We start from the raw sequence: 13,199 nt of genomic DNA on the forward strand, positions 1-13,199 counted from the left end.
CCCGATTCCGTCCCGTAGGGTACTACATCCCGGAGGGCGCCGGTGGGAATCCAGGCTAATCATAATGGATCAAGACAAATTAACTAGGTTTACGATTTCCTGACTGATTCGGTCCAGGGAGACTATTCGATCGGCAGCTCCTAATTTTATGGCTTCTTTCGGCATGCCGAAGACAACGCAACTGGCTTCATCCTGGGCGATGGTTCTGGCTCCGGCCCCTTTCATGGCCAGGAGCCCCTTGGCCCCATCAGCACCCATCCCGGTGAGAAGGACTCCAATGGCGTTAGCGCCAACATATTGGGCTACTGAATTGAAAAGGATATCTACAGCCGGGCGCTGGTGATGGACAAAAGGCCCATCTTTTACATTGGCATAATATTTAGCCCCGCTCCGGCGTATGAGCATGTGAAAATTGCCCGGGGCGATCAAGGCCTGACCGTTTATGACGGAATCTCCGTCCTTGGCTTCTTTAACCTGTATCTGACAAAGCCTGTTCAACCGCTCGGCAAAAGCGGTGGTAAAATTGGCCGGCATGTGCTGGACGATCACTATTCCCGGGGAATTTAGAGGGATATTGATTAAGACTTCCTTTAAAGCTTCGGTGCCGCCGGTAGAGGCCCCTATGGCAATGACTTTCTGGGTGGTTTCGGTTAAGGACCTGGTGATAGTCCCGGTCTTTATTGGAGAGGTCAGAGAAGGGTTTCGATTGATGTTGGCCCGGGCCGCAGCCCGGATCTTTTCTTTGAGCTGGATACACATGTCCCCGACGGAATAAGATCCGCCTGGTTTAGCCAGGACTTCTACGGCCCCGTTCTCAATGGCTTCCAGGGCCATAGAACTTCCTTTGGGGGTGAGGGAGCTGACGATAATGACCGGCAGCGGAAAGTATTTCATCAATTTCTTCAAGAAGGTCAGCCCGTCCATTCTGGGCATTTCTATATCCAGGGTGACTACATCCGGCTTTTGTTTCACGATTTTGTCACGGGCGACAAAGGGGTCCGGGGCGGTTCCGATCACTTCGATATCCGGTTCTTTGGACAATTCTTCATTAAAAATCTTCCGGACAATGGCCGAATCATCGACGATCAAAACCTTAATTTTTCCGTTAGCATTCATTTTTAGTCGTTTTTCCCCCGATAAATTTCGAAAATTCCATTCACATCTAATATTAAACTGATTTGACCGTCCCCCAGGATCGCCCCGCCGGCCACGCCCTTAACGGCCTTCAACTTTTCGCCCAGATTCTTAATGACCACCTCCTGTTTCCCCAACAGGTCATCCACCATCAGGCCTTTTTGAATCCCGTCGTTTTCGACCACCACAACCAACCCTTCCCAGGGCTTTTTTTCTTCCGAAAATATATTTAACAGCGTATTCAATCTGACCAGCGGCAGCAGGGAATTCCTTACCTTGACCATTTCCTCTTTCTTCCCAACAGTAAAGACGTCTTCAGGGGCAGGCCTTAAGGTCTCTTTAATCGTTACGGTAGGAATGATAAAACGCTCTTTGCCGATCTTGACCAGAATGCCATCCATGATAGCCAGAGTCAGGGGGACTCGAATGACAAAACGGCAGCCTTTCCCTTCGGTGGAGTAGATCTCTACTTTCCCTCTTAATTTTTCAATGACTTTTCGGACCACATCCATACCCACACCGCGTCCGGAGACATCGGTAATCTTTTCCGCCGTGGAAAAACCCGGTTCAAATATCAAATTATCAATCTGAAATTCGGTCAGGGCATTATCATCGGAAATGATCTTCCGTTCTTTGGCCTTGGCGATTATTCTGTTCCGGTTCAATCCCTGGCCGTCGTCTTCGATCTCGATAACAATGTTTCCCCCTTTTTGGTAGGCCCTAAGAAAAACCTGACCCGACTCCGGCTTTCCGATGTCAAGGCGTTTTTGGGGTAGCTCGATCCCATGGTCGGCCGAATTACGGATCATATGCACCAGAGGATCATACAGGGTATCCACCATATTCCGGTCGATCTCGGTCTCTTCTCCGGATAACCGCAACTCCACTTGCTTGCCGGATTTTTTGGACAGGTCCCGGACCAGCCGGATCATTTTTTGGAAGGTGTGCCGGATGGGAACCATTCGGAGCGACATGGAGATTTTTTGCAGGTCCGAGGTAATCCTTTTGAGTTGAGACAGATCTCGACTCAACTTTTGATCACTAATGGAATCCAGGACGGGGTTTTGCTGAACCAGGGATTGGGCTATCACCAGTTCCCCAACCATATCCACTAAATTATCCAATTTTTTGGTGTCTACCTTGACTGTGGCATCGGCCCCTTGACCGGAAAGGCGTTTTTGATCTCGAAGACCTTCCAGAACCTCTTTAGGTTTGGCTTTTTGTTCTAATATTAATATTTCACCGATCTTTTGATCGTGCTTTTCCCCGACCTGGGACTTCAATGCCTGGTCCAGGGCTTCACCGGATACGACCCCCTTGGCGGCCAGGATTTCGCCTAAAGGGGGAACCTTGGATTCGGGGATTTCTTCGAGGACTTTTCCAGACCCGATTGAAGAGCTTTCCCTAAGGGATCCAAGACGGTCCAGCCAGGGGCCCAAATCTACCGGCTTAGAACGGGTTTTCCCGGATTCAACGGCTTCCTTTTCTTCCAGAATCATGGTTTTTAAAAAATCGACGGCCTCCAGGATCGTATCGATAATCTGGCGGTTAACGGCTATCTGATCATTACGGGCATCGTCTAAGAGGGATTCAACGGCATGGGAAAACTTGTGGATTCCCTGCAAATTTAAAAATCCGGCTACCCCTTTAATGGTATGGAAGGGTCTGAAAATGGCATTGATGCATTCCTTGTCATCCGGGGCTTGCTCCAGATTGATCAGGTTGACTTCTATCGATTCCAAATGTTCCATGGCTTCGGAAACAAAGTCGTTGAACAACTCCAGATCCTGGGCGATATCAGAAGAGGTTTCGGCCGGAGGTTGACCGCCGGGAGATTCTTCCTTCTCTAAGGGAAGAACAACAGGGTTAATGGGGCCTATTAAGGCTTCCATCTCCTCCCAGAAGGCGTTCTCTTCCGGGAGGATTTGCGATAAATCCCCATAGGATATTTTGCCCTGGATGATCCGGATCCCGTTACTTATTGTTTCTAAAGCCTTGGGAGGGGAGAGGCATTCATTAAGCAGTAATTTTTCAATCCCTTTTTTTAGAGGGATACAAAAGCCTTGAATAGGCTTTAAGGAAGGGGGATCGGTTATTTTTTCAATTTTTTCTAATTGCTGTAAGATTGACCCAAGGACCATGATATCTTCCGGTTCTACGGAAATAACATTCATGGCCAATTGGTCGATTTCCTGATTCAGTTGAGCGGCATCCTGGATCATTCGGTAATCCTTTCCTTTATTCTTCCAAAGGATTGTCAAAAAAATTTATCCTGAGAACATGGAGTCAGCATTTCAAATAGTTTTGGTTTGCTTTGTTGCAATAAATATACCGATAGCTATTTGGCTTGAAATTCTGCGGAATTGACGAAAAACGCAGTGTGACCGCACCAAATAACAAATTGATAAGTCAATATTTCGACGAAATCTGAGGACTCTTGACACTACCCCGAAGGATGCTGATAGATAACGAAGTAGGCGACAAAAATCAGCTTCCAGGGGTCGGGGGGCTGAGGTCTGGAAAAGGAGCACCAGGAACCACGAAAATATTTTAAAAGCGATGGGCAATGTTCAGGGTTCAAGACTTTTCTTGAATCTTGTATCTTGCAACTTGAAACTTTTTTTAAACACTGGAATGGTCATCCTTAAGCCGTATCTCCACCCGCCTGTTTTGGGCCCTTTGTTCAGAGCTATAATTTGGGGACAACGGCCTTTGTTCGCCATTCCCTTTAATGGTAAAACGGTCGGGCTCTATTCCCTGATGGGCAATCAGGTATTTTAAGACACTGGTAGCCCGGGCTACCGACAACTCCCAATTGGAAGGAAACCGCCGGTTATTAATGGGCAGATCATCGGTATGGCCGTCGATCTCCACCCGGAAAGAGGGATACCTTTTGATCACATCAGCAATGGAATCCAGGATCGGTCCGGACGATTTCAGAATATCCGCCTCCCCGGTCAAAAAGGTTACGTTTTCTTTCATGGTTATCAGTATCTCTTGATTCATAACTTGGATCATCACCTGATCATCCAGGCTCAAGCTGGCCACGGTCGCCTTCATATCTTTTTGAATATCTTCGAGTTTTTTGTTCGTCGGCTGGTTCGTTTCAGGCAGGGGAAGCGCTGCCAGGACCGGAGGATTCCCCGCTTTGGGTTTGGGGGCCTCTTTCTTTCCTCCAGTCACCCTGGTCATGGCAAAGATGATAATAAAGAAGACCAGCAGTAAAGACAGTAAATCGCTTAAGGTAATCAGCCAGTTATGGTCACCGTCCATCGAGTCGGCCGAGGCCGAAATCATTTTTTGATATCGTCCCTCACGGGCTGTTATTATTTTATCCGGCATCCCGCTCATCGTTTGGTCCCCTGCTCCCTTAAAAATTATTCACTGCCATTTGAAATTTCTCGGTTAAACCTCACCCCAGGACAGTTTCTTCCCTAAAGGAATGGCTTGGGGCTGGTACAACCCGCCGACACCGGCCAACTTTTCCTCGATTTTGAGAGGATGTTCTCTTTCATTAATGGCTGTCAGGCCTTCAATGGTCATGGTCATCAAGGATTCGCTCAGGATGGCCTTTTCTTTTAATTTGGAGGAAAGGGGGAGCATGATCAAATTGGCGATAATTACCCCGTAAAAAGTGGACATCAGGGCCACGGCCATCATGGGAGTCATGGTTTCCACCGACTGAAAATGGTCAAACATCTTTATTAAGCTGATAATCGTTCCGGCCAGACCGAGGGCCGGGGTAAGCCGGGACAGGGTCTTGAGAATGTTTTGACTCAGATTATAATTTACAATCCGGATAGCCATCTCCCTTTCCAAAATATTTTTTATTTCGTCAATGGGATGGTGATTGATCATTAAATGGATGCCCAGTCTTAAAAAATCGTCCTCGATCTCTCCCAGCCGGTGCTCCAATTCGCGAATATTCCCTTTTCGATAAATCCCGGCTAAAGTTAAGATATTCTTGAGCAGGGAGGCCCGGTCCTGGCGATCTTGAAAGGCTTCTTTGAGATGGATAAAGACGGCCTTAATCCTGTTGGTCGGAAACCCGACCAACAGACCGATCACGGTTCCGCTCCCGATGATCAACAAGGCATCGAGATTAAGAAACATTTCCAGTCCGGCATTTCGGATGATCGGTAACATAAAGAAAAAAATTCCAGCCGAGACGGTTAAGGTAATGAGCAGGTTCATTTTATTCCTCCTGAACGGTTAAGGTTGCGTGAAACATTACGGAGTCAGACTTTTGATACAGCAATCCTTATGCCAAGATAGTCCTATGAAAGCTTTCAGCGATCGGTAATCAGTTTCAGGAATTTGCATTTTGGACGCCGATGAACGCAGATTGCCATGATTTTCAATATAGAGAGCTATAGAATAATTATCTGCGGGTATCGGCAAAAATCTGCGTCCCAATTTAAAACCGATTTGAAACCGAAAGGCTCAGGGAAAAAGACGGAAAAATTTTCCCCATCAGGAAAAATTTTAGGGGAGGGTGTGGCCGGCAGAGTTCAAGATTTTGTTGTTCATTTTATAAATAAAGACCAGAATCTCGGCTACTGCTTTGTAGAGGGCAGGCGGGATCTCCTCATAAAGATCCAGAGTGGAAAGAATTTCCAGCAAATGGGGATCTTCTTTTAACGGGATATTATGATCTTTGGCGGTTTGAATGATTTTTTCAGCCAGCCAGCCGCTCCCTTTGGCTACGAGACGGGGGGCCGCGTCTTTTTCGCGTCGATACTGTATGGCGGCGGCTTTTTTGGAATCTTTATTCATTGATGTAAAACTTTTTTCTTACTAAACCCTTATGCTCGCTTGTCACGAGCACCACGAAAAATGAAAATGTCTTTCGCCGACCCCCGATCCCTGACCCCCGATCCCTGAACGTTATTTTCGCACTAAACCCTGATGCTCACAATTGTCTCATCCGTCTCGATTCGGTTGATGGGGTCCTCCATCTCTTCCGATTCCCTGAGGAAAGTAAAGTTTTTCAGGTTCAACCCGGCCCGATTAAAATTTTCCTTTAACTCTCCAAGACAGGAATGAATTATGGTATTCAGTCCGGGATGCCCCACCTTAAAGGTCAGGGAAAAATCCCTGTCCTGCATAAAGATGAAGGCCGAAACCGGTCCCAGTTTTTCCAGTTCAAGATGGATGCCACAGGAATACGAGGTCCCTCCTGACGGGGCCGTTCTCCTTTTAAAAATTAATTCTCCCCTTTTTAATTCGGCCCATTGAACCGGCAAAAAGGTATAAAATGAGTCGGATATTTTTGAAAGGAGTTGGAAGGTCTCAATATCTTTTAAGAGGGTTTCTACCCCTCCTAAGGTCTTCTCATCGGGATGGGCTGTTCCCTGTCGGCCTCTTTCCGCCTCCCCCATGGTTTTTTGTTCAAGAATTTCTTGAAGTTGTAATAAAAAACCTTTAATATCTTTATTTATTTTACTTTCAATCTGAAAAACATCTTTTCCCCCAAGTGCGCCGGATCCGGCCATGGCCTTCAATTTGGCTTCCAAAACAATCCCGGAATTTTCTAAGGCATTCTTAAGTTGGTCGAAAGCCAGACCATCCATAGAAACCAGTAATTTTTCCTGAAGGTTTTGTAACAAAGGGGGGCTGCTTATTTCTTCCTTAGCCAGTTGGAATAATTGGGTTAACCTTTCCGTTATATCTAGGCCCGGCCCTTTCAAAGAAGTCTGCAGAACGTGTTGAATTTCATCCCGCAGGCTTTTCGGAAGCACCTTGATATCAGAAGGCAGGGTTTTGAAAAGAGATCCTAAAAGGTCCCTTTGCTTCCCCGACGGAATGGATTCGGGAGGTTGACCCTCCTCAGCCCTGGCGTTGAAAAGATTGATGATTCTATCCGCTGCCTTCCTGGTCAGATCCTCTATTCTTTCATTTTCATCACCCGGAAAGGATTGGGTACGGTTTGCTTCTCCCGCCCCGGTTTTATTATCCAGTAATTGAAGTCTTAATTCTCCGGCTGCCCCTTTCCAGTCTAAGACCTTCAAAGAGAGGGTATCATTTTTTTCAAAGGCCAAATTCGTACGGGCCGGTAAATAGCCGCCTTTAACCTTAAGGGTAAGACCCCCGGACGGGAAAAGATCGACTACCTGGGCCTCGATGATCTCACCTATTCGAACAGGAATCTCTCTCCCAACAGGTTTTATGAGGGTAAGTATTGGTCCGGCCGATGGAGTTTCCTGAATACGAATCATTCCAACCATTCCCCTGAAGGATCGTCATTAATCTGCCACTTCTAATTTATCGGTATAAAAAGGATAAAACTGAAACTTCAATTTTTTCTTGCCTTTATTTCTCTTAACATGGTATCCTTTCCCAAGGTGAGCAAGGACTATTGATCCAAATACCGGGTTTGAGACTAAGCCCCGGGGCGTCTGGAAAATCCTGTTTATCGGGAGCGCCGTCTCAATTATAGCATTGCTCGCCATTTCTATTTTTTAAGGAGGCATAAGAATGGCCAATCGTCAAGCCGTCATTCAAACCAATAAGGGGACCATCCGCTTTGAGTTGTTGGAAGCCGATGCCCCGAAGACCACTGAAAATTTTATCAAACTGACTGAAAAAAGCTATTATGACGGGGTCATCTTCCACCGGGTCATCAATGGATTTATGATTCAGGGGGGGGATCCTACCGGTACAGGTCGCGGAGGCCAATCGGCCTGGGGCGGCCGCTTTGATGATGAGATCAATCCGGCCTCGGACCTTTACCGTCAGGGCTACCGGGCCGGAACCGTGGCCATGGCCAATGCCGGACCCAATACCAATGGGTCCCAGTTTTTTATCATGCATGCGGATTATGCCCTGCCCCCGAACTATTCCATTTTCGGGCGGGTCATGGAAGGCCAGGAGGTGGTCAACACCATTGCCTCCAGTCCAACGGATTCCAACGATCGCCCTCTTTCCCAGGTGATCATGGAAAAAGTAATTATCGAACAGCAATAGTATGCCTATACGTCAAGATCTGCGCAATTTGGCCATTATTGCCCATGTGGACCACGGCAAGACTACCCTGGTGGATGCCATGCTCTGGCAGAGTGGCGTCTTCCGGGAAAACCAGCAGGTGGTTGAAAGGGTCATGGACAGTATGGACCTGGAACGGGAAAAGGGCATTACCATCATGGCCAAGAATACGGCCATCGTCTATAAAGGGGTCAAGATCAATATCGTCGATACCCCCGGCCATGCCGATTTCGGCGGAGAAGTGGAACGGACTCTGAACATGGTGGACGGGGTCATGCTTTTGGTGGATGCCACCGAAGGCCCCCTACCGCAAACACGATTCGTCCTGGGCAAGGCCCTGGAGCGCCGGCTCCCTCCCATCGTGGTGATCAATAAAATTGACCGGCCGGACCGCCGGATCAAGGAAGTCCTGGATGAGGTCTACGATCTGTTTATCGACCTGGAGGCTACTGAAGACCAGCTCGATTTTCCGGTCCTTTACACCAATGCCCGGGCCGGTATCGCCCTGACCGACCCCGAGGGTAAGGGCCAGGGACTCGCTCCCCTTTTTGAGGCCATTTTAGAAGCCATTCCGGCCCCGGCCTGCGACCCGGAGGCCCCTTTGCAGTTCCTGGTGACCAACCTGGATTACAGCGATTATGTGGGCCGGATCGCCGTGGGTAAGATCGTCAGCGGTAAGTTAAAACAGAGGCAGGAGGTGGCCCTGCTCAAGGGCGGGGAAATGACCGCCAAGGCCATCCTCAGCCAGGTTTATACCTATGAAGGACTCAACCGGGTGGAACGGGATCTCATCGAGGCCGGGGATATCGCTGCCGTGGCCGGTGTGCCCGATGTCTTTATCGGCGACACCCTGGGCGATCCCGAAGATCCCCGGCCTTTGCCGAGTATCACCGTGGAAGAGCCGACCCTGTCCATGGTCTTTTCCGTCAACACCTCTCCTTTGGCCGGGAAGGAAGGCCGTCTCCTGACCTCCCGCCATATCAAGGATAGGCTGGATAAAGAGTTGCTCTATAATGTCAGCATCGGCGTTGAACAGGCCGAACACCGGGATTCCTTTAAGGTCAGCGCCCGGGGTGAGCTGCAGTTGGCCGTGCTGGTGGAGATGATGCGCCGGGAAGGTTTTGAGATTTCTCTTTCCAAGCCCAAGATCATCACCCGTGAAATGGACGGCAAGCTCATGGAACCTTTGGAGCTGGCCGTAGTGGATATCCCGGAAACCTATGTCGGAGTGGTCAGCGAGAAACTCAGCGCCCGGCGGGGAAAAATGACCAAGATGATCAACCACGGCTCCGGTCGGGTGCGGCTGGAATTTGAAATCCCCTCCCGGGGGCTGATCGGCCTCCGCAGCCAGTTTCTGACCGACACCCGGGGCACCGGGCTTTTCAACACCATGATCATCGGCCACACCCCTCATGCCGGGGCCATCCCGTCCCGGCCCAATGGGGTCCTGGTTTCCGATCGGCCGGGCAAGGCCGTGGCCTATGCCATTTTTCATCTCCAGCCCAGAGGCATCATCTTTGTCAACCCGGGGGATCCGGTCTATCCCGGCCTGGTCGTTGGTGAAAATTCCCGACCGGAAGACCTGTGGGTCAACATCACCAAGGAAAAAAAACTGACCAACATCCGGGCCGCCAATGCCGATGAAGCCCTGCGTTTAGTCCCCCCCCGTCGTTTTACCTTGGAGCAGGCCATGGAGTATATTAATGACGATGAACAGGTGGAAGTGACGCCTCTTTCCATCCGTCTGCGTAAAGCAAAGACCACCCGATAAAAAAATTTATAAAATTTAATCTTCCCGAAGCAAGCTGCAGAATCGAAACTCCTTGACATCTCCTTCTTTCCTTGAGTAGTCTGATAAGATACCTGCAAATGTGATCTTGGAGGGATCGCTGAATGATCAGCAAAAATCAAGTAATCGAAAAGGCTTATGAATTGGGTTTCGGGGATATCGGTTTTACCACGGCCGATCCTTTTGAAACTCAAAAAGAAATTCTACGGGAGCGCTACGAGGCCTATGAATGGGCCTTTAAAATGGGGCTGGACCTGATGACCGGCACGGACCCCAAAAAAATCCTGCCCCAGGCCAAGACTATTATTGTCCTCATGGAAGTCTATTTTCACCAGGCCTTTCCCAAATCCCTGGAACAACATTTCGGTCGCTGTTATCTGGATGACGACCGGGTCACCAAAGACCGCCTGGCTAAACGGGTCAAGGCCTTTCGTTCTTTTCTGACCGAAAACGGGATCGAGTCCAAGGTGCCCTTTTACCTGCCCCACCGGATCGCGGCGGCCCGGGCCGGCCTGGGGACCTTTGGGAAGAATTGCCTTTTTTATTCCAATCAGGTGGCCGGACAGGGTTCCTGGGTCTTACCGATTACCGTGGTGGTGGACCGGGAATTTGCCCCGGATGAGTCTTCCATGGAAATCGGCTGCCCGGATTGGTGCCGGAACGCCTGCCTGACCGCCTGCCCGACCGGTGCCTTGAAAGGCCCCCGTCACATTGATCCCCGGAAATGTATTTCCTTCCTCACCTATTACGGCCAGGGCCTGACCCCCCTGGAACTGCGGGAACCCATGGGTTTATGGGTTTACGGCTGTGATCGCTGCCAGAATGTCTGTCCCCGTAACGCCCCCTGGCTGGCCAAAGAACTGCCGGTGAATCCAAATGTCACGCCCATGGTCGATGATTTTAAACTCGCCAGGTTACTGCACATGGACCCCCAATATTTCAACACGCGCATCTTTCCCCACATGTTTTATATGTCCGAGAAAGATCTCTGGCGCTGGAAGATGAATGTGGCCCGGGCCATGGGAAACACCTTGGACCAACAATATATCCCGGAGCTGGCTAAGGCCTTTCAGGAAAATACAGACGAACGGGTCCTGGGCATGATTGCCTGGGCCTTGGGCCGCATCGGCGGCCCGTCGGCTAAAAAGGCCCTGAACGATGCCTTACCTAAAAGTGAAGGTCTGGTCCGCCGGGAAATAGAGCTTGCTTTGGAAAAATAAGGAGGAACTTATGCCGAAAAAGAAAATCAACGCCTTTCCTTCCTGTGCTTCCTGTGAAACGGCCGTCCCCCAAAAAATCTGCTTTTCTTCCAAAGGAATCGGCGCCAAAGGCTGCCCAACCCTGGTAAAGAAAGAGGTGCTGCGCGAGGCCAACCGGGAATACGAAGACCCTCGAACCAAAGAGTTTGCCCGTCAGGCCTCCATCCAGGAAAGTGAATGTTATGCCAACCGGCATCAACGGCCCTATGTCATGCAGCCCACCAAGACCCGGCTCGTGGAAATCTGCGAATTTGCCCGGAAGATGGGCTACCAGCGTCTGGGGTTGGCCTTTTGCATTGGTCTGGCCCAGGAGGCCAGGATGGTGGAAAAGGTTTTCAAGGCCCAGGGATTTGAGATGGTATCAGTGGCCTGCAAAGCCGGCCGAACCCTCAAGGAAAAAATCGGGATCAAGGAAGAGGAAAAAATCTATCAGGGCACGGAGGAGGCCATGTGCAACCCCGTCTATCAGGCCAGGCTTCTGAATGAAAGTGCAACGGAATTTAATGTCCTTTTGGGACTATGCGTCGGCCACGATTCCCTGTTTTTCAAATATGCCCAGGCCCCGACCACCGTCCTGGCCGTCAAGGACCGGGTGACCGGCCATAATCCCCTGGCGGCTATATATCTCTCGGAATCGTACTACCGGAAAATTTTCGAGTCCGTCAATCAATAACTAATTATCGATTCAATATTAACGGGAGCCAATAAATGGTGAAAAAATGGATTGTCATCGGATTGATCATTTTATTTGCAGCGGGCCTGGCCCACAGCCGCTCAGTACCACCCAAAAAAATCAGGACAGCAAAAAAAACCGCCTCCCAGACCAAAGCAGTCAAGGCCGCGGCAGTCCCGGAGACCCCCTATAAGGCCTTTTTGGTGATGGATGCCAGAAACGGCAAAATCCTTGAGGAGGAGAATAGCCACATCAAGCGCCCTCCGGCCAGTGTGGTCAAGCTCATGGTGGCTTATATCGTGCTGGAAAAGCTGGCTAAGGATGAAGTGAAATTATCGGATCCCATCCCCGTCTCCAGGGAAGGTTCCAAGATGGGGGGAAGCCAGGTTTACCTGAAAGAAGGCGAAAGCTTTACCCTGGAAGAAATGATGAAAGCCCTCATGGTGGCCTCGGCCAATGATGCCGCCTATGCCATTGCCGAACATCTGGCCGGGTCCAAGGATGCCTTTGTTCAATTGATGAATCAGAAGGCCAAGGCCTTGAATATGGCCGATACGGAATTCCATTCCGTCCATGGACTCCCGCCTTCCAAGGGAGATTCGGAGGACCTCAGCTCTTGTAACGATTTGGCCCTCCTGGCCCGGGCACTTTTAAAATATCCGAAAATTCTGGAATGGACTTCCATCAAAACGGAAGGGTTCAGAAACGGGCAACTGGTCATGAATAATCACAACAAACTCCTTTTCAGGATGCCGGAAGTAGACGGGTTGAAAACCGGTTATTACCGTGAAACCGGGTTTAATGTGGTGGTCACGGCCGCCAAATCGGATTTAAGAATCATCGTTGTGGTCCTGGGAAGCGACCGGGCCAGAACCAGGGACAATATTGCCCTGGAAAAATTAAAAAAGGCCTTCTCCCAATATAAAAGGATGGACCTGGTAAAAAAAGGAGCGGTAATCGATAGGGATATTCTCCTGCCGGATGGTGAAATCGGAAAGATCAAAGGGGTGGCCGGGGCGAATTTATCCTATTCAGTCCCTCTTGATAATAAAGGGACCGTCACCAGGGAACCCCTGGTACCGGGGAAGGTACCAGGGGAGATCAAGCTGGGTCAGAAACTCGGTGACCTGGTCATTAAGGTCGATAATGAGGTGGTCGGCAAAGTGGATATCATTTCCCCTCTGGCAGTGCCTGAAGCCAATCTGCTTAAAAAGCTTGCCCGAAAAATGGGAATCGACCTTTAATAACCTCTTAAAAATCATCGAAAGCACATTCTTGATGCCTATGTAAAAACTCGTCATTCCCGATTCCGTCCCGTAGAGTCCTACACCCCGGAGGGTGCAGGCGGGAATCCAGCCAG

At 49.6% G+C, this 13,199-nt stretch carries 11 protein-coding genes; 5 read left to right on the top strand and 6 right to left on the bottom strand.

What is annotated here, in order from left to right:
- Positions 1-69 precede the first annotated feature (69 nt).
- The 6 genes from HY879_27855 to HY879_27880 all read right to left on the bottom strand — a co-directional run bounded on the left by HY879_27855 (position 70) and on the right by HY879_27880 (position 7,352).
- Positions 70-1,116, bottom strand: coding sequence for a chemotaxis response regulator protein-glutamate methylesterase (locus HY879_27855; GenBank protein ID MBI5607165.1), 1,047 nt, complete (start codon positions 1,114-1,116; stop codon positions 70-72).
- Positions 1,117-1,118: 2 nt separating this feature from the next.
- A complete protein-coding gene (locus HY879_27860) occupies positions 1,119-3,356 on the bottom strand; it encodes a chemotaxis protein CheA (protein MBI5607166.1) in 2,238 nt (745 codons plus the stop codon).
- 400 nt (positions 3,357-3,756) lie between these two features.
- A complete protein-coding gene (locus tag HY879_27865; GenBank protein MBI5607167.1) occupies positions 3,757-4,485 on the bottom strand; it encodes an OmpA family protein in 729 nt (242 codons plus the stop codon).
- A gap of 54 nt (positions 4,486-4,539) precedes the next feature.
- Positions 4,540-5,328, bottom strand: a complete 789-nt coding sequence (locus HY879_27870) for a MotA/TolQ/ExbB proton channel family protein (protein MBI5607168.1) — start codon at positions 5,326-5,328, stop codon at positions 4,540-4,542.
- Between the two features lie 291 nt (positions 5,329-5,619).
- Complete coding sequence (locus HY879_27875; protein MBI5607169.1) at positions 5,620-5,910, bottom strand: EscU/YscU/HrcU family type III secretion system export apparatus switch protein; 291 nt, start codon at positions 5,908-5,910, stop codon at positions 5,620-5,622.
- A 122-nt stretch (positions 5,911-6,032) separates the two neighbouring features.
- The gene (locus HY879_27880; protein ID MBI5607170.1) at positions 6,033-7,352 is read right to left on the bottom strand and encodes a flagellar hook-length control protein FliK; all 1,320 of its coding nucleotides are present in this window, start codon (positions 7,350-7,352) and stop codon (positions 6,033-6,035) included.
- Positions 7,353-7,611: 259 nt separating this feature from the next.
- On the opposite strand from HY879_27880, the gene HY879_27885 reads away from it, so the two are divergent.
- The 5 genes from HY879_27885 to HY879_27905 all read left to right on the top strand — a co-directional run bounded on the left by HY879_27885 (position 7,612) and on the right by HY879_27905 (position 13,083).
- Positions 7,612-8,100, top strand: a complete 489-nt coding sequence (locus HY879_27885; protein ID MBI5607171.1) for a peptidylprolyl isomerase — start codon at positions 7,612-7,614, stop codon at positions 8,098-8,100.
- A gap of 1 nt (position 8,101) precedes the next feature.
- Entirely contained in the window at positions 8,102-9,889 is a 1,788-nt protein-coding gene (gene typA / locus HY879_27890; GenBank protein ID MBI5607172.1) for a translational GTPase TypA, read from the top strand.
- Positions 9,890-10,011: 122 nt separating this feature from the next.
- Positions 10,012-11,127 (top strand): epoxyqueuosine reductase, encoded by a 1,116-nt coding sequence (locus HY879_27895; protein MBI5607173.1) that lies wholly within the window; start codon positions 10,012-10,014, stop codon positions 11,125-11,127.
- A gap of 10 nt (positions 11,128-11,137) precedes the next feature.
- Positions 11,138-11,839: a DUF1847 domain-containing protein gene (locus HY879_27900; GenBank protein ID MBI5607174.1), complete on the top strand. Its 702-nt coding sequence runs from the start codon at positions 11,138-11,140 to the stop codon at positions 11,837-11,839.
- A 35-nt stretch (positions 11,840-11,874) separates the two neighbouring features.
- The gene (locus HY879_27905; protein MBI5607175.1) at positions 11,875-13,083 is read left to right on the top strand and encodes a D-alanyl-D-alanine carboxypeptidase; all 1,209 of its coding nucleotides are present in this window, start codon (positions 11,875-11,877) and stop codon (positions 13,081-13,083) included.
- Positions 13,084-13,199 lie beyond the last annotated feature (116 nt).

It is taken from the genome of Deltaproteobacteria bacterium, from assembly GCA_016219225.1.
Taxonomy (GTDB): Bacteria; Desulfobacterota; RBG-13-43-22; order RBG-13-43-22; family RBG-13-43-22; genus RBG-13-43-22.